The organism is Xylophilus sp. Leaf220 (assembly GCF_001421705.1).
Classification (GTDB): Bacteria; Pseudomonadota; Gammaproteobacteria; order Burkholderiales; family Burkholderiaceae_C; genus Xylophilus.
Map to the genome: position 1 here is coordinate 757639 of NZ_LMKO01000001.1, position 20361 is coordinate 777999.

At 68.2% G+C, this 20361-nt stretch carries 17 protein-coding genes, 1 tRNA gene and 1 pseudogene; 11 read left to right on the forward strand and 8 right to left on the reverse strand.

The genetic code is table 11. The features are described from left to right. Positions 1-85: 85 nt before the first annotated feature. Positions 86-1432: a tol-pal system YbgF family protein gene (locus tag ASE76_RS03435; protein WP_055834651.1), complete on the reverse strand. Its 1347-nt coding sequence runs from the start codon at positions 1430-1432 to the stop codon at positions 86-88. 124 nt (positions 1433-1556) lie between these two features. On the opposite strand from ASE76_RS03435, the gene ASE76_RS03440 reads away from it, so the two are divergent. The 5 genes from ASE76_RS03440 to ASE76_RS03460 all read left to right on the forward strand — a co-directional run bounded on the left by ASE76_RS03440 (position 1557) and on the right by ASE76_RS03460 (position 6452). Then, the gene (locus tag ASE76_RS03440; protein WP_236698314.1) at positions 1557-2282 is read left to right on the forward strand and encodes a hypothetical protein; all 726 of its coding nucleotides are present in this window, start codon (positions 1557-1559) and stop codon (positions 2280-2282) included. 322 nt (positions 2283-2604) lie between these two features. Next, positions 2605-3582, forward strand: coding sequence for a GMP reductase (locus tag ASE76_RS03445; RefSeq protein WP_055835612.1), 978 nt, complete (start codon positions 2605-2607; stop codon positions 3580-3582). A 150-nt stretch (positions 3583-3732) separates the two neighbouring features. Continuing rightward, positions 3733-3808, forward strand: a tRNA-Lys gene (locus ASE76_RS03450). 224 nt (positions 3809-4032) lie between these two features. Next, entirely contained in the window at positions 4033-6012 is a 1980-nt protein-coding gene (locus tag ASE76_RS03455) for a helicase-related protein (RefSeq protein ID WP_156362500.1), read from the forward strand. Between the two features lie 185 nt (positions 6013-6197). Next, the gene (locus ASE76_RS03460; RefSeq protein WP_055834656.1) at positions 6198-6452 is read left to right on the forward strand and encodes a helix-turn-helix domain-containing protein; all 255 of its coding nucleotides are present in this window, start codon (positions 6198-6200) and stop codon (positions 6450-6452) included. Positions 6453-6962: 510 nt separating this feature from the next. On the opposite strand, the gene ASE76_RS03465 is transcribed toward ASE76_RS03460, so the two are convergent. Next, positions 6963-7868 carry a Ku protein gene (locus tag ASE76_RS03465; protein WP_055834659.1) on the reverse strand — a complete coding sequence of 302 codons (906 nt, stop codon included), beginning with the start codon at positions 7866-7868 and terminating at the stop codon, positions 6963-6965. Positions 7869-8008: 140 nt separating this feature from the next. Here ASE76_RS03465 and ASE76_RS03470 point away from each other — a divergent pair, with 140 nt between their 5' ends. Next, a complete protein-coding gene (locus ASE76_RS03470; protein ID WP_156362501.1) occupies positions 8009-8335 on the forward strand; it encodes a hypothetical protein in 327 nt (108 codons plus the stop codon). A gap of 24 nt (positions 8336-8359) precedes the next feature. On the opposite strand, the gene ASE76_RS03475 is transcribed toward ASE76_RS03470, so the two are convergent. The 5 genes from ASE76_RS03475 to ASE76_RS03495 all read right to left on the reverse strand — a co-directional run bounded on the left by ASE76_RS03475 (position 8360) and on the right by ASE76_RS03495 (position 13273). After that, a complete protein-coding gene (locus ASE76_RS03475; RefSeq protein ID WP_055834664.1) occupies positions 8360-9325 on the reverse strand; it encodes a tripartite tricarboxylate transporter substrate binding protein in 966 nt (321 codons plus the stop codon). Positions 9326-9405: 80 nt separating this feature from the next. Beyond that, the gene (locus ASE76_RS03480) at positions 9406-10353 is read right to left on the reverse strand and encodes a tripartite tricarboxylate transporter substrate binding protein (RefSeq protein WP_055834667.1); all 948 of its coding nucleotides are present in this window, start codon (positions 10351-10353) and stop codon (positions 9406-9408) included. Continuing rightward, positions 10350-11156 (reverse strand): citryl-CoA lyase, encoded by an 807-nt coding sequence (locus tag ASE76_RS03485; RefSeq protein WP_055834671.1) that lies wholly within the window; start codon positions 11154-11156, stop codon positions 10350-10352. Before ASE76_RS03485 ends, ASE76_RS03480 begins: the two co-directional genes overlap by 4 nt. Next, positions 11153-12076, reverse strand: coding sequence for a dioxygenase (locus ASE76_RS03490; RefSeq protein ID WP_055834674.1), 924 nt, complete (start codon positions 12074-12076; stop codon positions 11153-11155). Before ASE76_RS03490 ends, ASE76_RS03485 begins: the two co-directional genes overlap by 4 nt. A gap of 48 nt (positions 12077-12124) precedes the next feature. Continuing rightward, complete coding sequence (locus tag ASE76_RS03495) at positions 12125-13273, reverse strand: CaiB/BaiF CoA-transferase family protein (RefSeq protein WP_055834677.1); 1149 nt, start codon at positions 13271-13273, stop codon at positions 12125-12127. Positions 13274-13401: 128 nt separating this feature from the next. Here ASE76_RS03495 and ASE76_RS03500 point away from each other — a divergent pair, with 128 nt between their 5' ends. The 5 genes from ASE76_RS03500 to ASE76_RS19850 all read left to right on the forward strand — a co-directional run bounded on the left by ASE76_RS03500 (position 13402) and on the right by ASE76_RS19850 (position 20042). Continuing rightward, entirely contained in the window at positions 13402-14319 is a 918-nt protein-coding gene (locus ASE76_RS03500) for a LysR substrate-binding domain-containing protein (RefSeq protein WP_055834680.1), read from the forward strand. Positions 14320-14403: 84 nt separating this feature from the next. Beyond that, on the forward strand, positions 14404-15123 hold the full coding sequence (locus ASE76_RS03505) for a hypothetical protein (RefSeq protein ID WP_156362502.1): 720 nt from the start codon (positions 14404-14406) through the stop codon (positions 15121-15123). A 396-nt stretch (positions 15124-15519) separates the two neighbouring features. Beyond that, complete coding sequence (locus ASE76_RS03510) at positions 15520-16494, forward strand: SMP-30/gluconolactonase/LRE family protein (RefSeq protein ID WP_236698315.1); 975 nt, start codon at positions 15520-15522, stop codon at positions 16492-16494. 91 nt (positions 16495-16585) lie between these two features. Next, a complete protein-coding gene (locus ASE76_RS03515) occupies positions 16586-17059 on the forward strand; it encodes a hypothetical protein (RefSeq protein WP_055834688.1) in 474 nt (157 codons plus the stop codon). Between the two features lie 379 nt (positions 17060-17438). Continuing rightward, positions 17439-20042 (forward strand): IPTL-CTERM sorting domain-containing protein, encoded by a 2604-nt coding sequence (locus ASE76_RS19850; protein WP_168389207.1) that lies wholly within the window; start codon positions 17439-17441, stop codon positions 20040-20042. A gap of 47 nt (positions 20043-20089) precedes the next feature. Here ASE76_RS19850 and ASE76_RS21090 read toward each other — a convergent pair. Beyond that, a pseudogene (locus ASE76_RS21090) lies at positions 20090-20334 on the reverse strand (capsid portal protein); the annotation flags it as partial. Positions 20335-20361 lie beyond the last annotated feature (27 nt).

Consider the following 20361-nt stretch of genomic DNA (forward strand, 5'->3'; position numbering starts at 1 on the left):
GCGGCCCCAGTCGTGAAGAGGATCCGGCGCGACGCACAGGCTGCCGGCCGCGCGGCGGGGGGCCCGGAGACGGCCCCGGCCGCTATCAGGCGGCGCTGGCCTCGCGCACGACGGGCGGTGCGGTGCCGGCATCGCGCGGCGCGGCCGATGCCGCCGGCAGGGTGTCGCGCAGCAGCCAGCGCACCTCCTGCACCTGCTCGCTCTGCGGATAGCGCGCCTCCAGGGTGCGCAGGATCTGCAGCGCCTGGTCGGTCCGGTGGTAGTGCTGCACGACGACCTGCGCGGCCAGCGCATAGACCTGCGGGATCAGCCGCTCCTGCGGAAAGCGCCTGTCGAATCCGGCGATGAGCTTCAGCGCGGCATCCGCATCGCCGCCGCGCCATGCGTGCCGGGCCATGCCCAGCACCGCGGCCGGATCGTCGGAGGCGAAGGCCGGATCGCGCGTGCGGCCGTCGCGCCACACCTGCAGCGCCTCGGAGAAGAAGCCGCCCCTCGCCAGGTGCCGGATGAAGGTCTGCCCGTGGCCCAGCAGCAGGCCGGTGTCGCCCGACAGCAGCACCGTGCGGTGGAAGCGGCGGTGCGCGGCGATGCTCTCGGGCTCGTCGTTCAGGGCCTGGCCGGCGATGCGGACCGCGCCGCCGATGTCGCCCTCGCCCACCATCTTCGCCAGCTGGGCGTCGAGCGGCGACATGCCCGGCCGCACCGCGGGGCCGTCGCCCTCGCGCTCGGCCCCTGCCAGGGGCGCGATGTCGAGTGCCTCGTGGTGCTGGTACATCACGTAGCCGATCAATGCGGCCATCACCCACATGAAGTAGATGTTGAAGAACACGAAGGCCATCACGGTGAACCAGGTGCTGCGCCGGGGCAGCAGCAGGTCGGTCGCAATGCCCGAACCGCCCATCAGCAGCAGCAGGAAGACGCAGAGCGCCGCATAGGGCCAGCCGATGGTGCGGATCGTGGAGATCGCCCGCGCCGGGTTGACCGCCTCCCGGAAGCTGCACGACTGCACCAGCACCATCACCACCGCCGGCAGCGACGCCGAGGTCGCCAGCATCACCAGATAGGCCAGCTTGGGATTGACGCGCGCGACCAGCACCGTCGCCAGGCCCTGGACCAGCAGCACCGCGAACAGCTTCCACGGCAGGTGGCGCAGGTCGGAATCGCGCTGGAGCGGGTAGTCGGCCACTCTCAGGATGCCGCGCGAGCCGAAATCGATCACCTTGCAGGCATAGCGGCTGGCCGCCAGCACCACGCCCAGCACCACCACCCCGAGCGCCAGCCCGCCGAACAGCATGAACAGCGGCTTGGCCAGCAGTGCCGCCGCCGAGATGAACAGCGCGTACAGCAACGGCGCGGTCTGCAGCGGAAACAGGAAAAAGGTGTTGAGCCGCTGCCAGAATGGCCGGATCGTCGGCGTGTCGGTCGTGTCCATGGTGCTTCCCCCGGATGTTATTTTTTATGACGCGGGCAGAGTAGCAGGCGAACGTCCACGGCCCCGACCGCCCATCCCATCGCTCTGCGGTGTTGCGCCCAACCCTTTTTGAAAGTAGTGCACCGTGCGCCCGACTGTTTCCCTCTCGTCTTTCGCACGGTCCGCCGCAGGGTGCGCGGGCCTCCTCACGGCCCTGGCGGGCCTGGCGCCCGGCGCGATGGCGCAGACGCTCTGCAACAGCGACGGCGCTCCTGCGCCCCGCGTGCTGCAGGAGCGCTTCCTGGACGCGGACTGCACCGGCTGCTGGTCGGGCGCCGCCTCCGGCCCGACGGTGCCGGCCCGCACGCTGACCCTCGACTGGATCGTGCCCTCGGCCACCGCGGCCAACGGCGCTGCGATGTCGGCCGCCGCGCTGCCGGAGGCCCAGGCGCGGCTCGACGCGCTGCACCGGGCGGCGCCGTCGGCGGTCGAGACGCTGCAGGCGTCCGCCCCGGTCGGTGCGGCCCGGCAGGGCGCATTGCGGGTGGCACGCGGTGCGGCGGTGTCGGACTACGTGGGCGTGTCGATCGCCTGGAAACCGCCCCGCACCGCCACCGCGCCGGCGACCGCCTGGCTGGTGCTGGCCGAAGCCCTGCCCGCCGGCGCGGAAGGCTCGGCCGTCGAGCGCCTGCTGGTGCGCGGCGCGCTCACCCTGCGCTGGCAGCCGAAGGCCGGCACTGCCCTGTCGGAATCGCGGTCGATGCGGGTACCCGAGAGCGCCGACCCCTCGCGGCTGCGGATGGTGGGCTGGGTGGAGGACGGCAGCGGCCGCATCCTGGCGGCCGCGGCGAGCGTCTGCCGGCCGACGTGACGTCCCGAGGCATTGCTATGTTTTCCATAGCTGGAAGCCGGCGCTCTTCGCCGGCTGCAGGCCTTTTTGCTTCGAGAATGGCGTATCGCATCGGCACCGCCGTATAAGGTCTATACGCCCGCCGGCCGGTGCCCGAGAGCGTGCCTCCCTAGAATCAGCCACCGGGCCCAAGTTTCTTGTCGCCCGGTTTTTTGTGCCCGCGCGACGCGGGGATCGGCAGGGCCCCGCGGCCCTGCCCACGGCAACCGGGAACAAGCCAAGCGCCCACGCCGCGCGGAAATCCTTCCGCCGGTGATCCTGCAATGGAAGCTTGGAAATCTCGATGGAAATCTTCGACTACGACAACGTTTTGCTGCTGCCGCGCAAGTGCCGGGTGGAGAGCCGCTCGGAATGCGATGCGGGCGTGGAGCTCGGCGGCCGGCGCTTCCGGCTGCCGGTGGTGCCCGCCAACATGAAGACGGTGGTGGACGCTTCGATCTCGACCTGGATGGCGCAGAACGGCTACTTCTACGTGATGCACCGGTTCGACCTGGACAACGTGCGGTTCGTCCGCGAGATGCACGAGAAGGACCTCTACGCCTCGATTTCGCTGGGTGTGAAGCAGGCCGACTACGACACGGTCGACCGGATGGTCGCCGAGGGCCTGGTGCCCGAGTACATCACCATCGACATCGCCCACGGCCATGCCGACACGGTGCAGCGGATGATCGCGCACCTCAAGGAGAAGCTGCCCGGCGCCTTCGTCATCGCCGGCAACGTGGGCACGCCCGAGGCGATCATCGACCTGGAGACCTGGGGCGCCGACGCCACCAAGGTCGGCATCGGGCCGGGCAAGGTCTGCATCACCAAGCTGAAGACCGGCTTCGGCACAGGCGGCTGGCAGCTGTCGGCGCTCAAGTGGTGCGCCCGGGTGGCGACCAAGCCGATCATCGCCGACGGCGGCATCCGCGAGCACGGCGACATCGCCAAGAGCATCCGCTTCGGCGCGACGATGATCATGATCGGCAGCATGCTGGCCGGCCACGAGGAATCGCCCGGCAAGACGGTCGAGGTCGACGGCGCCCTGTTCAAGGAGTACTACGGCAGCGCGAGCGACTTCAACAAGGGCGAGTACAAGCACGTCGAGGGCAAGCGCATCCTGGAGCCGGTCAAGGGCCGACTGGCCGACACGCTGGTGGAGATGGAGCAGGACGTGCAGAGCTCGATCAGCTATTCGGGCGGCAAGAAGCTGATGGACATCCGCAAGGTCAACTACGTGATCCTGGGCGGCGACAACGCGGGCGAACACCTGCTGATGTAGCGGCCGATGGCGGGACATCGCGCGATGTCGACGACCCGCTTGCGGCCGTCGAAATAAATAGTGCATAATCTAGGGCTTGCTTACAGTGTCCGGCTCCACCCAGGTGGCGACAGGCACGGTGGGCCAAATCCGATTTTTCAGGTTTGAAGTGGGCTCTTAGCTCAGTTGGTAGAGCAGCGGACTCTTAATCCGTAGGTCGAGTGTTCGAGTCACTCAGGGCCCACCACCACTTCAAGCGCGTCAGCGCTGGAAAGCCCGCTACCGCACAGGTGGCGGGCTTTTTTGTTTTGCGGCACGAACCGTGCATCGGCCACCAGGCCCAGCAGCCTCCGATCGCAGCGCGCACCGTCGGCCCCGCCATGGCCCGGCCCGCCCTGCAAACTTTTCGCCAGAGCCGAGAGCCTGCGCGCAACCCCGGCGTCCCGTGCGCCCCTTCTGCCCACACATCCCGTGAACCAGCATTCCACCTCTCCCTCCCACCCTTCGGACGAACCTTCGGCCGAAGCCCTCGCCGCCCAGGTCAAGGAACTCAACGCCCTGCTCGAGCGTAGCAAGGCCACGCTCGTCAAGACCGAATCCGCCGTCGCCTACAGCGTCAAGGGCGAGGTGGTGGTCGACGGCCTGCGGGTCCCGTATTCGCTGATCCCGGCGCAGGCGGTGCTGGCGCAGGTCGGCCGCTGGGTCAAGCTGCCGGCGTACAAGCAGGTGGCGCTGCTGGCCTCCCGCCTCGACGAGCGGGTGGCGGGCGACTTCGAGCGCGAGGTCACCGCCTTCGTGATGAACGCGATCCGCCGCGCCGCCGACCGCGGCGTCGAGACCGGCGACTACTGCTGGGACGCTCTGCTGCGGCCGAAGGAACTGGCGCCCAAGGCCTTCGAGCTGGCGATGGACCGGATCGAGGCCGCCGCCGGCCAGCGCACCGCCGACCTGGCCGCCGAGCGCACCCGCCAGTCGATCAACCTGGCGCAGTTCCCGGACACGTTCCAGACCGCGGCCGGCATGCACCGCAAGATCATCGCCCTGCTCGGCCCCACCAACTCGGGCAAGACGCACGAGGCGATGGTGGCCCTGCAGGCCGCGAAGTCGGGCGTCTACCTGGCGCCGCTGCGGCTGCTGGCGCTGGAGAACTACGAGCGTCTGAAGGCGGCCAAGGTGCCGGTCAACCTGATCACCGGCGAAGAGCGCCGCATCCAGCCGGGCGCCACCCACGTGGCCAGCACCGTCGAGATGCTCGACACCCACACCCGGGTCGAGGTGGCGGTGATCGACGAGATCCAGATGCTGGGCGACAGCGACCGCGGCGCCGCCTGGACGGCCGCGGTCTGCGGCGTGCCGGCCGACACCGTCTACCTGGTGGGCTCCACCACCGCCCGCGCCGCCGTCGAATCGCTGGCGCGCCGGCTGGGCTGCGAATGCGAGGTGCGGGTGATGGAGCGCAAATCCAAGCTGGCGATGGGCGACAAGCCGCTCGACTCGCTGCGCCAGCTCAAGGCCGGCGACGCGGTGATCGCGTTCTCGCGCCGCGACGTGCTGCAGCTGGCCGAGCAGGTCGCGCAGGCGGGCTTCTCGGTCGCGACGATCTACGGCAACCTCTCGCCCGAAGTGCGGCAGGCGCAGGCCGAGGCGTTCCGCTCCGGCCAGGCGCAGGTGCTGGTCGCGACCGACGCGATCGGCATGGGCCTGAACCTGCCGATCTCGCGGGTGATCTTCACCACCGACACCAAGTACGACGGCACCGAGGACGGGCCGATCCCCACCTGGCTGGTGCAGCAGATCGGCGGCCGCGCCGGTCGCTTCGGCATGTCCGAATCGGGCACGGTGCTGGGGCTCGGTGGCCGGGTGCACAAGTCGATCAGGAAGCAGCTCACCGCCGCGCTGGAGCCGGTGGCGCGCACCGGCTTCTACGTCGCCCCCACGCAGGAGCATCTGCAGCAGATCGAGATGGTGACGCAGGAGAACCGCCTGCTGCAGCTGCTGACGCTGTTCCGCCGCAACATCGACGTGAACGACGTGTTCTTCGTGCCCACCTCCCTCACCGAGCAGCTCGACCGCGCCAAGTGGCTCGACGGCCTGCGCATGCCGCTGCAGGAGCGCTTCCTCTTCTCGCTGGTGCCGCTCAGCACCCGGCTGCCGAAATTCCAGGACCAGCTCTGGACCTGGGCCAACGCGGTGGAGCGCAAACGCCCGTCGAGCATCCAGGCGGTGGGCCTGCGCGAAGGCCGCAGCTCGCTGCAGGACGCGGAAGACGCCTGCAAGATCTACTCGGCCTACGCCTGGCTGTCGCAGCGCATGCCCGAGCATTTCCCGGACGGCCCGGCGGCGGTGGAAATGGCGATCGAGGCATCCGCCCTGGTCAACAAGGTGCTGCGCCAGCAGAACCGCGGCAAGGCCCGCCAGGGCAAGCAGAGCGCGGCCGGCATGCTGCGCTGAGGCGCGGCGCCCAGGGGAAGCGCGCCGCGGTGGTGCCCCAGGGTGGCGGACGTCCGCGGCCCCGGGGCGGATGCCGTCTCTCCTGCCACTGCACCGCCCGCGATGAGGTTGCTATCGAAAAGATAGCTGGAGGCCGGCGTGGCACGCCGGCCCCGGCTTCCTGCGATCTGGAAGACAATCGCGGGATGGCGCAAGGCAAACGAATCTCCGCGGACATCGGCAGCGATGCACTCGACACCGCCCGGGCGCTCGGCGCCGCGGCCAGGCAGGCCCGCATCGCCGCCGGCGAGGGACAGGCCGCGGCAGGCGCCCGCGTGGGAGTGCATGTGCAGACCATCGCCCGCATCGAGTCCGGCGAGCCGGGCGTGGCGGTGGGGCATGTGCTGGGGCTGCTGGCGCTCTACGGCATCACGGTGCGGCCGGGGGCGGCAGGCGACTGAACGTCCTGCCGGATTCCCGGCTCGGCAACTCGCGGGGCGCCCGCCCCGCATCGGGATCAGGCCGGTCGCCCGCAAGGTGTGGCCGACACCGCCGGTGGCGGCGGATCATACGAACGAAAGGCCCGCCGCCGCATCACGGCGTCGGGCCTTCGTCGATCGGCATTCCCACTCCGCTGATCGAGCGGAGGCATGGTGCAAAGCGCCTCGATGTAGCGCGCTGCCGTGCAGCAACCGAAGCTATTACCAGCGGCGTGCAGGTGCAACCGGCGTCACCGGCGTCCCTGGCCGGACCGTGGCATTGCGGGCCTTGAACTTCTTCCACAGGAAGCCAGCCACTGCCATCAAAATCATCTTGCGCATCTCGGTACTCCTCAAAAGAAAATACGAGGATGCGGGTGGTCGATGCCGGGCGCTGTAGGAGTCGGAGCGCAGTAGGTGTCGGCGTCGTCGGGTGCATGCCCGATGCGGCTCCAAAGCCTGAGCACCCGCCTACCGGCTTTGCGCTACACCTCAGGCTGCCTTCTTCTGCGGCGCCTTTTTGGCAGGCGCCGACTTGGCGGCGGTCTTTTTCGCCGCCGGTTTCGCTGCGGATTTCGCGGGCGATTTCGCCGTGGGCTTGTCGCCGCCCCGGAGGCTGCGCTTGAGCAACTCGGTCAGGTCGATGACCTCGCCGCTGCTCTGCGGCGCTTGCTCCTCGGGCTGCAGCACCGTCTCGGTCTTGCCGGCCTTGGCCTTCTTCTCGACCAGCTTCATGACCTGGTGGCGGAACTCGTCCTTGAAGTCGTCCGGGTCCCAGTCGCCCGACATTTCCGACACGAGTTGCCGGGCCATCTTGAGCTCCGCCGCGCTCAGCCCCTTGGCGCCTTCGGGCGGCAGTTCCACCGAATCCAGCGGCTTTACCTCGTCGCCCCAGCGCAGCAGGTTCAGCACCAGGGCCGGGCCGGATGGCACCAAGGCGGCCAAGTGCTGCTTCGTGGAGATGACGACCCGCGCCAGGCCGATCTTGCCGGTGGCGATCAGCGTCTCGCGCAGCAGCGAATACACCCGGTCGCTCTTGGCCACAGGCGCCACGAAGTACGGCCGCTCCAGGAAGATGAACGGCATGTCGGCCGCGTCGATGAAGCGCTCGATGGCGATGGTCTGCGTCGTGCGGGGGAAGATGGCATCGATCTCGTCGGGGCTGATGATGACGTACTTGCCGTCCTCGTACGCCACGCCCTTGACGATGTCGTCCTTGTCGATTTCCTTGCCGGTGCGCTTGTTGATGCGCTTGTAGCCGACCGGGTCCATCGTGCGCTTGTCGAGCCAGTCGAAATCGACGCCCTGCTCCGTCGCGGCGGTATGCAGGCCCACCGGGATGTGGACCAGGCCGAAGGTGATGGCGCCCTTCCAGAGCGTGCGGCTTCCAGTTGCCATGGTGTGTTTCCTTTGCCGGACGCCCGGCGGACACCGCAGCGTGGGCGATGTCGCCGGGCGTGCTGTAAGCGAAAGCACGCGGCCGCGGTAGGCAGCGACGGCCGGCGCCGCGCGCGGGGCCGTTCGGCTACGCTCTACGCATGAGAACGCGCCTCCGCCATATCGCCGTGCATGCCGAGGAGCCCCACGCAGGCCGGTTCGTCTGGGTGCTCACCGAACGGGCGGACACCATCGCCTGGAACGAGATCCAGCGCGCCGACAGCGCCTGCGCCACCTACAAGGAAGCGATGGCCGAGGGCCTGCGCGCGTTGCAGGCACTGGCCGGCGACCTGGACACCGGGCCGCGCACCCGCCAGGCGGAAGCCACGGCAGCGCGGGACGGCGAAGCCGACGCGTCCGCAGACGACGCACCCGGCCAGGACGCGCCGCGCAAGAAGTCGCTGTTCGGCTTCGGGCCCGCGCGCTGAAGCTGGGGGTGCGGCTGCCGCGGCTCAGTCGACCTTGATGTTCTTCGCCTTGACGATGCGGCTGTAGATGTCGGAATCGCGCTGCACCAAAGCGATCATCTCCGCCTGCGACAGGCCGAGCGGCTCGCTGTTGAGGTCGCGGATGCGCTTCTGCAGATCGGAATCGCGGCTCGCCTCGACCATCAGCGCGTTCATCCGACCGACGATGGCGGGCGGCGTCGCGGCGGGCGCCCAGATGCCGTGCCACGACATCATCGTCAGCCCCGGCACCACCTCCGAGAGGGTCGGCACGTCGGGCATCGCGGGGTGCCGCGCCTCGCCGGAGTAGGCCAGCGCCTTGACCCGGCCGCTGGAGATCAGCGGGTAGCCGGTGGCGATTGGCTCCATCAGGGTATCGACCTGCCCGCCGATCAGGTCCGCCACCGGGCTGGCGCGGTAGGGCACGTGCAGCATGTTCGTGCCGGTCTCGTCCTTCAGCCACTCGACGATCAGGTGCGACGGGCTGCCCGCACCGTACGAGGCGTGCGAGATGGTGCCGGGCGCCGCCTTCGCCGCCGCGACCAGTTCCTTGACCGTGTTGGCCGGGAGCTTGGGCGGCGCGATCAGCACCAGCCCCTGGCGCATCGTCGTGCCGACCGGAACGAAATCCTTTTTAGGATCGTAGGGAAGCTTGCTGTAGATGTACGGGTTGATCGTGAACCCGGTCGACAGGTTGTAGAGGTAGGTGTAGCCGTCGGGCGGCGCCTTGGCCACCGTGTCGGCGGCCAGGTTTCCCGCCGTCCCCGCCCGGTTGTCGATCACCACCGGAACCCCCAGCTTGCGCGACGCGTAGTCGCCATAGAGCCTCGCGAAGATGTCGGGCGGCGTGCCCGGCGCGAAGCCCACGACGATGCGCAGCGGCTTGGTCGGCCACGCTGCGGCCTGCGCCATCGCGGCACCGCATGCCAGAACCAGGGCCACACCGCCCACCCACTTGAATACAGAACGCATGTTTGTCTCCTCGGCGGGTTCGACCCGCCTTTTCGTTGCTTGCTCGGAATCCGTCGCCCCGGGGCGGGGCCGCCTGCCGCTCAGTCGACCTGGGCACCCGACCGCTGCACGGCCTCGCCCCACTTCGCCACTTCCGCGGTCGCGAAGGCGGCCAGTTCGGCGCCGCCCATCTCGGCCTGCTCGATGCCCTGCTGCGACAGCTTCTCGCGCACCTCGGGCAGTGCGATGGCCTGCCGGGTCGCCTCGCGCAGGCGCTCCCGCAGGTCGGCCGGCAGGTTCGCCGGCGCATACAACATGAACCAGGCCACCAGGTCGAAGTCGGCGACGCCCTGCTCGCCCAGCGTGGGAACGTCCGGCGCGGCGACGCTGCGCCTGGCGCTGGAGGCGGCCAGGGCGCGCAGCCGGCCTGAGCGCACGTAGGGCAGCACTGCCGCCGGGTGGTAGAACATGAACTGCACGTTGCCGGCGATCAGTTCGGTCATGGCCTGCGCCCCGTCGCGGTAGGGCACGTGGACGAAGCGCTTGTTGAGCCGCACGTTGAGCAGTTCGCCCGCCAGGTGCCCCGAGGTACCGTTGCCGGCCGAGGCGAAGCTGGTCGCCCCGTTGGCCGCCTGCCGGATGTCGGCGATGCCCTTCCAGGGCGACGCGGCCGGCACGACGAGCAGGGTGGGCGTGGTGCCGACCAGGCCCAGCGGCACGAAGTCGGTAAGCGGCTGGTAGGGCAGCCGCTTGTAGAGCGAAGGGTTGATCGCATGGGTGCCGACCGTGCCGAGCAGCAGTGTCTGCCCGTCGGGCGCCGACTTGGCCACCTGGTCGCTGCCGATGGCACCGCCCGCGCCGGGCTTGTTTTCCACGATGACCGTCTGGCCCAGCTGCCGGCCCAGGGCCTCGGCCAGGGTGCGGCCGACGATGTCGGTCGAGGTGCCCGCGCCGAACGGAACCACCAGCCGGATCGGCCGTGCCGGCGTCTGCGCCACGGCCGCCGAGGCGGCTGCCAGCGCGCCGGTCAATACCAGGCGGCGCTTCACTTCGCGGCTCCGAAGCCGTCGGGCAGCTCGCCCTCGTACTGGAGCTCCCGCGTCGCCTGGTACGACAGCGCGAAGCCCGAGGGCGTCTCCGCCTCTTCGGCCAGGTGTGCGATCAGCCCCGCGGTGCGGGCCAGGATCGGCACGCCGTGCAGGGACGCCACCGGGAATCCCACGCCCAGCAGCACCGCCGGTATCGCGGCCGACACGTTCAGCCGCAGTTCCTTGCCGACGATGCCGGGAATCACCCGCTCGATCGCCTGCGCGATCTCCACGAAACGCAGATCCGCGCCCGCCTCGGTCGCGACCGCGATCAGCCGCGCCACCCGTGGATCGCTGCTCTTGTGCAGCGGATGGCCGTAGCCTGGGATGGCGCTGCGGGTCGACTTGAGGGTGCGGATCACATCCGTCGCCACGTCGTCGAGGGCCTCGCCCGCGTCGACCCGCGCGGCGACGTCGGCGAAGAGCCGCCCCGCGGTTTCGGACGCCCCCAGGATCACCGAGCCGCAGCCCAGGATGCCGGCCGCCACCGCGCCCTGCATCGCATCCGGCGCCGCGGCGTAGGTCATGCGGCTGGCCTGCACGCTCGGCACCAGTCCGTGCTCGGCGATCGCCACCAGCGTCGCGTTCAGGACGGCGCTGCAGGCGGCGTCGGGCCGGCGGCCGGTCAGCAGCAGGAAGAAGTAGTCCGCGAAGGAGGTGTGCCCGATCAGGTCCTGGCACAGGTCCTGCCCGCGCACGACGATGGTGTGCTCGTCCGAGGTGCAGATGGCGGTGCGGGGAACGGTGGATTTGCCGATTTTCATGGTGCCGTGCCTTGCGCCGAGGTGGGTTGCAGATGGAAGTCGTAGTGCGCCGACCAGTAGGGCGCGTCCAGCACCCGCCCGTCGGGCGCGGCACCCGCGGGGTGCGGCTCGAAGTCGACGATCAGGCTCGGACGCACGCCGAACACCGCGTCGGAATCGATGTAGGGGCTGCCCGCCACGAAGAGGTGCGTGGTCACCGGCACGTGGTCGGGCGCGGAGACCATCATGTGGATGTGCCCCGGCCGGTTGGGATGCCGGCCCATGCGGCCCAGCATGCGGCCGACCGGCCCGTCGACCGGCACCGGATAGAACGAGGGCTTGATCGACCAGAACCAGTAGCGGCCTTCGGCATCGGTCCGGATGCGGGCCCGCGCCGCCATGCCGGCGCCCTCGACCTGCATGTCGTAGACGCCGTCGCCGTCGCCCGACCAGATGTCGAGCACCGCGCCGGCGATCGGCTGGCCGCGGGTGTCGGACACCCGGCCGCTGTAGAAGGTCGGCTCTCCCGACGTGCCCTGCGCGATGTCGGCCCCGCAAGGCATCTCGGGGGCGCCCGCCCAGTAGTACGGGCCCTGCACCGTGGCCTCGGTGGTCGGCGTGGCGGCGAACGGCGCGTCGGCCGCTGCATGCCCGGATGCGCGGGCGGCCCGGATCTGGTCGAGCATCACCACCATCATCGAAGCGCCCAGCGTGTCCGACAGCAGGATGAACTCCTGGCGCTTGTCGTCGCAGGCCTTGCCGACGTCGGTCAGGAATTCGATGCCCTGCATCCACTCGCCTGGCTGCAGCTCCACCTCGCGCACGAAGGCGTGCAGGTGCCGGATCAGCGATTCCATGATCCGTGCGAAGCGCAGGTCGTCGGTGCCCTCCAGCCGCTGCAGCACGGCCTGGGTCAGTTCGTTCTCGTTCGAGGGGGTCATCTGGCGTGTCTCCTTTTCTTCTGTTTCGTTTCGGGTGCGTCGCGTGCGTCAGTCGCCGCGCAACCGGCGCCGCAGCGGCTCCACGATCCGCGCGTTGTCGGCGCCGAGCACCGGCGGCGCGGTCACGGCGAGCGCGCGCTCGCCGTCGAAGCTCACCGGCGAGCGGATCGTGCGCCACTGCCCGCCTTCGGGATGCGGCGCGCTCACCTCGAGCTGCAGGTGGCGGACCTGCGGGTCTTCCATCGCTTCCCGGGTGTCGTACATCGGCGCATGCGGCACGTCCTCGGCTTCGAGCCGGGTGCACCACGCCGCCCGCGTCCTTTCGCGAAACAGGCCGGCCAGCAGTTCGATCATCTCGGGCTGATGGGCGATGCGCGCCTCGCGGTCGGCGAAGCGCGGGTCCTTGAACAGGTCGGGCCGCTCGATCGCATGGGCCAGCCCCTGCCAGAACTTCTCGGGCGAGGACATGTGCAGGGCGATCCACAGGCCGTCGGCGCACTCCATCACGTACGACTGGGACACGCTGGGACGGCTGAAGGGCCCCATGACCTCATCGGCCGAGAAGTAGTGGGTGAATGCATCCAGGTTGAAGTGGCACATCGCCTCGAGCATCGACACCTCGACGGTGCGGCCCACGCCGGTGCGGCCGCGTTCCACCAGCGCGCCCATCACCCCGTAGGCCGCATAGAAGCCGGTCATCGCATCGGCGATCGCCGGCCCCACCACCCGCGGGTTCACCGGATTGACCAGCAGCTGCAGGAATGCGCTGGCCGCCTGGGCGACGGTGTCGTAGGCCGGCCGGCCGGCAGCGGGCCCCGATGCGCCGAAGCCGCTGATCGAGCAGTAGACGAGGCGCGGGTTCAGCGCCCGCAGCCGCGCCGCCCCGGCACCCAGCCGCTCGGCCGCGCCGGGCCGGAAGTTCTGGATGTAGACGTCCGCATCCTTGACCAGCTCGTCGAACACCGCCGCATCCTCCGGCAGCTTGGGATTGAGGGTGATGCTCTGCTTGTTGCGGTTGTAGGTCTGGAAATGCGGGCTGTACAGGCCGCCCCGGAAGGCCCGGAACGGATCGCCGCTCTCCGGCTGCTCGACCTTGACCACCTCGGCTCCGAGGTCGGCGAGGAACATGCCGGCGGCGGGCCCGGTGATGAACGTTCCCTGTTCGAGCACCTTGATGCCGCTGAGGACTTTTTGCACTGCGCTGTCTCCTGGATTCTTGTGCCCGTTGCGGGTGACGAGGACTCTAGGCAGGCCCCGCCCTTTCGCAAAATGATCGTTTTTCATGGATACCATCGACCCGGTCGATCATCACCAGGAACTCTGCCGTGGAACTGCGCCACCTCCGCTACTTCAGTGCCCTGGCGGGCTCGCTCAACTTCACCCGCGCGGCCGAGCGGCTGCATGTCACGCAGTCGACGCTGTCGCACCAGATCAAGCAGCTCGAGGACGAGCTGGGCACCCGGCTGGTCGACCGCGCCGGCAAGCGGGTGGCCCTCACCGAGGCGGGCGAGGCCTTCCTGCACCACGCCACCCTCGCGCTGCAGGAGATCGACCGCGGCCTGGGCGCCTTGCGGGAGGATTCGCAGGAGACGGCGGGCGAACTGCGCATCGGCTCGACGCCGACCTTCAACATGGGCTTCATCCCAGACTGCATCGCCAGCTTCCACCAGCGGTACCCGCGCTACAGGGTGGTGGTGGAGGAACTGGCCGCCGACGTGATCGCCTCGCGGCTGCAGCAGGGGCTGCTCGACCTGGGCATCGCCTACCGGCCGGCACTGCCCGGCTCGCTGCAGTTCGAGCCGCTCTACAACGAGGAGATGGTGCTGGCCGTGTCCGAGAACCATCCGCTCGCACGCCGCAAGCGGGTCCGGATGGTCGAGCTGCACCGGCTGCCGATGGTGATGCTGCCCGCCAGCTTCGCCACCCGGCAGATGCTCGACGAATGCCTGCGCTCCTGCGGTGCCGAGCCGCACGTGGTGGTCGAGATGAACGCGCTGGCGCCAATCATGGGCCTGGTCGCCAAGACGCAGCTGGCGTCGATCATCGCGGCGAACGCGGTGCCGACCGATGCGGGCGTCCGGCTGGTCCGGCTGGAGAGCCCCACCCCGAGCCGCACGCCCGGAATGCTCTGGTCCTTGCCGATGCGCCCGTCGCCGGCGGTCCGGGCGTTCTCGGGGATCGTCCGGAAAATCGCCTTTCGCACCAGCTTATTGGAGCATTCGATCCGCAAGCCGAAGCCATGATGCTGTGCCCTCGTTACCACGGCCGGCACCGACGCTGGCGGCAGTTGCGCCTTCCGACGCCCCTGCGACGCGGCAGAAATGGCGTTGGCGCATACGATTGGCGCCAGCGTTGATGCTGCACGCCGGCAAGCCGGCGTGTTTTGCGAGCGCGTCCAGCGGCGCGGTGCCTGGAATGTCGTCAGCAGACCTTGTGGGGAACAAATGCTTTACGAGAACGAAGTCGAAATCTCTAACTACTGGCGCCTGTGCGATTCGCTGTCCGTGCGGCAGGCCGCGCTGCTCGTGATCGGAGAGGATCCCGCATCCGAAGTGGGCACCTATTGCGAATCGTGGAGACCCTCCGACCGGCCGCGGGGCTACGAAGCCGCCAAGCAGGGCATCGGCAACGCCCTGTCGCTCGGGACCATCGAAGGCCGGCAGGTCGAGCAACCCCAGTTCGATCCGGTCGGCACCCAGGTCGGCACCATCCCGGGCAGCCTCGACGTCGACCTGTCGACCGTCGACCGCCATTCGCTGGTGAAATGGCTGACCCGGCGCGGCTTCCGCAGCGGATTCTTCTTTCCCGAAGCGCCCGCCTCGGCGGTCCCCGGCTACCTGGACCCCTTGAACGAGCGCTATGCCCCCAAGCTCGCGGCCGCCGTCGAGGCATGGCTCGCCACCGGCGGCTCCATCGGCAAGCCGCCGCGGCAGGCGCTGGTCATCTGGCTGCGCGAACACGCGGTGAAGTTCGGCTTGTCCGACGCGGAGGGAATGCCGAACGAGGCGGAGATCGACCAGACGGCCACGGTCGCGGTCTGGCAGTAGGGCCAGGCGCACGCACCGATTGAGACGGCCCGGCAGGGACTCGCCCCGTTGGCGACGGGGCAGCCGGACCAAGCACCCCGGCTAGACCGCACTCGACGCTCCCGGCCCTCTGCGGCGCAGATGCCGACCCGGGCGAAAGGCGAAGGCCGACATGGAGCAGGACACAGGCCTTTTACGGTGCCGTCTGTCCCAATCCACAAGATACCGTCCATGTCCCCATCATCGCGCGCCAGGCTGCCGGCCCGGTTCCTCCCCCTGGCTGCCTGCGCGGCCGCCCTCGCACTTCTGGCGGGCTGTGCCCAGACCGGACCTTCCGCAACATCCCAGCGCCCGGTCGCTGGCGTCGATGCACAGAAGCTTCAACAGGTAGCGCGGTTCGACCACCAGGTGACCGGCGTGACCGTCTCGCCCGGCGGCCGCATCTTCGTCAACTTCCCCCGCTGGTCCGACGATGCGCCGGTGTCGGTCGCGGAAGTGCTGCCCGACGGCACCACCCGCGCCTTCCCCAACGCCGAATGGAATGCCTGGCGCAATGCGCGCAAGGACGAGATGACCGCGAACGACCACTTCGTCTGCGTGCAGAGCGTGGTGGTCGATCGCCAGGGATTCCTGTGGGCGCTGGATGCGGCCGCGCCGGCGCAGGGCCCGGTCGTGCCGATGGGTGCCAAGCTGGTGAAGATCGATCTCGCCACCAACCAGGCCGTCAAGACCATCCTGTTCGACGAGAGGATCGCGCCCCACGGCAGCTACCTGAACGACGTCCGCTTCAGCCTGGATGGCAGGAGCGCCTACATCACCGACTCCGGCGCGAAGGGCGCGCTGGTCGTGGTCGACCTGGTGCAGGGCACGGCGCGCCGGGTGCTGGACGGCCATCCCGCGACGCAGGTGGACAAGACCGTGAAGGTCAAGGCCGACGGCCAGGTGCTGCGGCGCCCCGACGGCCGGGACGTGGCGTTCTCTGCGGACGGTATCGCCCTGTCGCCCGATGGCGGCATGCTGTACTGGCAGGCCATCAAGGGCAAGACGCTTTACCGGGTGCCGACGGCGGCGCTGACCGACGTGTCGGCCCAGCCGCGGCTCGCCTCGATGGTGGAGACGGTCGGCGAGAACGGCCCGGTCGACGGCATCCTGTTCGGCCGCGACGGGCGCCTGTTCCTCACCTCGCCGGAAGACGATTCGGTGAAGGTGCGCGACAACACCGGCGTGCGGGTGCTGGTGCAGAGCGCCTCGCTCCGGTGGCCCGACACCTTGTCGCAGGGACCGGACGGAAGCCTGTACGTGACAGCCTCTCGCATCCAGGACATGAACTGGTACAAGCCGGGCAGCCCCGCATCGCTGCCCACCACGCTGTTCAAGATCGTCAACCCCTGACCGCGCAGCGCCGCGTAGAACATCTTCCGAGCCCGCGAAACCAAGCGCGGGCTCGCCGTAAAAAAACTCCATCGACCTGAGGACCCTGACCATGAAGAACTACGGCCTGCTTTTCTCCGCCCTGATCGGCGCCGTCGCCAGTGCGCGCTCGATGACGCCGATGGCGACCCTGGCCGCGGCCCGGGTGCTGGGCAAGCCCACGCCCGGCACGCTCGTCCTGCTCGACAAACCCGTCTTCAAGTACGGCGCCCTGGCCATGGGTGCGGGCGAGTTGTTGGGCGACAAGATGAAGACCGCCCCCGACCGCACCGTGTTCCTGGGCCTGCTGGCCCGCGTGATGAGCGCCGGCATCGCGGGCGCCGCCCTCGCCCCACCCGACCGGGAGCGCGCCGGTGCCGCCGCCGCGGTCGCGACCGCCGTGCCCCTCGCCTACCTGACCCTGGCCGGCCGCAAGCGGGCGATGGCGACGATGGGCCAGACGCGCAGCGGGCTGATCGAGGATGCGCTGATCGTGGCTGCGGGCATTGCTGTGGTGGCGATCGCGTTGAAGAACGCCAACGATTGAGAGGCGTGCGGCCGCGCTGGCCGGCGGGAAATCGACATTGATGGAAACGCTCTGATGACACTCCCAACGCCTACCCACCGTCGCGGCTCTGCAAATCCCGTCATTTCCCGGCACTGCCGCTACCCGTAAACCCCGCGCGGCCCCTCACCGGGGCTCGCTTTAAGCCCTGCCGGCGGCGTCGTTGAAAGCAACCCATTTTTGCGAGCAGGCGGGCGGGTCTCGACCGTTCTTTGGAGGTCAGTAAGGGCATGAAAACCAGACCTGTGGGCAAATGGCTGCCCCATTCTTTGAAAGCCAGTTCGAAATGTTGCAATTGCGTCGGAAAGTAGCTATGTTCGTTTGCTAACCGTTTGGTTGATGTCCGGACCCGATGCCTCAAATGAATCTCCACCTCAGCAACTCGAAACGATTTACCGTGAGGTCGGACAACTGCAAGCGCATCGCATCGATGGCCATCATGTTGCTCATGCTTGTGTTTGGTAGTCAGGCAGAGGCGGCGGGATGCCAGCCTCAGTCGATCACTGTCGCCTCTGGAGGCACCGTCGTCACCGACCTGAGCAACTGCACAGTTAGTGGCATCAACGGATACCAGAGCCCACCTCAGCACGGTGTCAACGACAGCCGCAACAACAACGGCACTGGTTTGGTGTACTACACCAACAACGGCGACGGTTCTACTACAGACAGCTTTTCCGTGATCGACGCCGACGATAACTCTGTTATTCCCTTCAGCGTCACCGTACAGCAAACGGGTCCGTCCGTTACGACAACCAATTTGCCCGATCCAACGATTGGCACCGCATACAACCAGTCGCTGGCCGCCTCGGGTGGCTCGACGCCTTACACCTGGAGCCGGACCGGCGGGAGCCTGCCGAGCGGGCTCTCGCTTTCGTCTGCGGGCGTGGTCAGCGGAACGCCGACCCAGGCCGGCGCTTTCAGCCCGGTGTTCACGGTGACCGACAACGCCAACCGCACCGCGTCGCGCACAGTGACCCTCAACGTTTCCGCACCAACGCTGGCGATCTCGCCTGCCACACTACCGAACGCCGTGGCAGGGGTGGCCTACACCCAAACGCTCGGAACGTCTGGCGGCACTGCTCCCTATACCTACTTGGTCAGCGGAGGCACGCCGCCGCCCGGCATCACCGTCTCCAGCACAGGCAATGTGTCCGGCAACGCGACGACGCCAGGCAACTACAGCTTCACCGTGCGCAGCACCGATAGTTCCACGGGCAGCGGCGCGCCTTTCAACACGACGCGAAACTATTCGGTCACAGTCAGCCCACCCACGATCACAGTCGCGCCGGCCACCCTGCCGAATCCCAGGGTCGGGGTTGCCTATTCGCAGACCGTGAGCGCTTCGGGCGGAACTGCGCCTTACACCTTCGCGATCACGGCAGGGGCCCTGCCGGCCGGCATGAACCTCGGCGTCGGCGGCACATTGAGCGGCACATCAACCTCGGCGGGCACGTTCAACTTCACGGTTACCGCCACCGACAACGGCGGTTTCACCGGCAGCCGCAGCTACACCATCACGGTGGCCGCGCCTACGATCACCATCGCCCCGACCAGCCTACCCAATGCCGTCGCCGGCCAAGCCTACTCGACCACCGTCTCGGCCAGTGGCGGCACGGCGGCTTATTCCTATGCCATCACGTCGGGAAGTCTGCCAAACGGTATTTCGATGACCCCGACGGGGGTCATTTCCGGGACTTCAACAGTGGCAGGAAACTTTACTTTCACCGTGACAGCAACGGACAGTTCTAGCGGTGCCGGTGCCCCTTTCACCGGCGCACGTACCTATACGCTCGGCGTGGCTGCGCCCACGGTGGTTGTCGCGCCGACCACGCTGCCGAACTTTACTGTCGGCGCCGGGTACTCGCAGAACGTGTCAGCCTCTGGCGGCACAGCGCCCTACACATTTGCCATCACCGCCGGTGTCACGCCGGCCGGCATCACTCTCAGTGTCGCCGGCGTGTTGAGCGGCACACCGACTTCGGCGGGTACGTTTAATTTCACCGCGACTGCCACCGACAGCAATGGATTCACGGGTAATCGCGCCTACACCGTCACTGTGGCTGCGCCAACCATCACCGTCGCCCCGACAAGCCTGCCGAATGCTGTTGCCGGCCAAGCCTACTCCAGTACCCTCACGGCGAACGGCGGGACGGCTCCTTATTCCTTTGCCATCACGGCAGGCGCTCTCCCGAGTGGCGTGTCCCTGTCCCCTACCGGTGTGCTTGCCGGAACGGCCACGGTGGCCGGAACATTCAATTTCACTGTATCCGCGACCGACGGCTCCTCGGGTTCTGGCGCACCGTTTTCGGGGTCGCGTGCGTATGCGCTGACGGTCGGCGCGCCCGCCGTTACCATTGCGCCCCTCACGCTTCCCAGTCCAACGGGTGGCACGCCTTACTCTCAAAACCTCTCCGCCTCGGGCGGCAGTGCGCCTTACAGCTTCTCAATTTCTGCAGGGTCGCTGCCTGCAGGGTTGACGTTGAGCACTGCAGGCGTGCTCAGCGGAACGCCGGCTGCATCGGGAACCTTCAATTTCACTGCTACGGCAACAGATGCGAATGGCTTCACTGGAGGCCGTGCCTACACCTTCTCGATCTCGGCACCTGTGCTGACGATCACGCCTTCAACCCTGTCAGCCGGGACTGTAGGTTTGACTTACCGCCAAACCATCAGTACTGCTGGTGGCACCGCTCCCTACAGCTATGCAATTTCAGCAGGAACATTGCCACCCGGACTGTCGTTGGCTAGTGCCACAGGTGCGCTGACGGGTGCACCAACTACCGCCGGTAGTTTTAATTTCACCATCGCCGTGACGGATGCTTTGGGTTTTTCCGACACAAGAGCTTTTTCGATCGCCGTGGCCGTTCCTGCTGCCATCCCCACTTTGAGCGAGGCCATGATTGCACTATTGATGCTGCTGGTGGGTGCGGTCGCTTGGGCTCATAAGCGAAAGTTCGGTAGTTGATTTGTCAGGCTTCCAGGGTTCAATTTCTCGAATAAGCCGAGCTTTATTCACGCCCCCTCCGAGTTGCCTTTCTCGGTCAGCACCTTGTAGGGCGCGAACCGTACCACCAGTCTCCCAGCCCATTCGTTCAACTCGCAAAAGCGAGCCTGCAGCGGCCGGATCTCGGTGCGCTCGAACGCCTGCGCGGCGGGGAGTACTGTGCCGAAGCCGCTGGTATTGCACGGCATCACGCCCAGCAGTCGGGGCGGAACGCGATGCGCGGCAGCACGTCGTCAAGGCCCACGTTCTTGACGCATCGCCTTCTACTCGGGCATGGGCT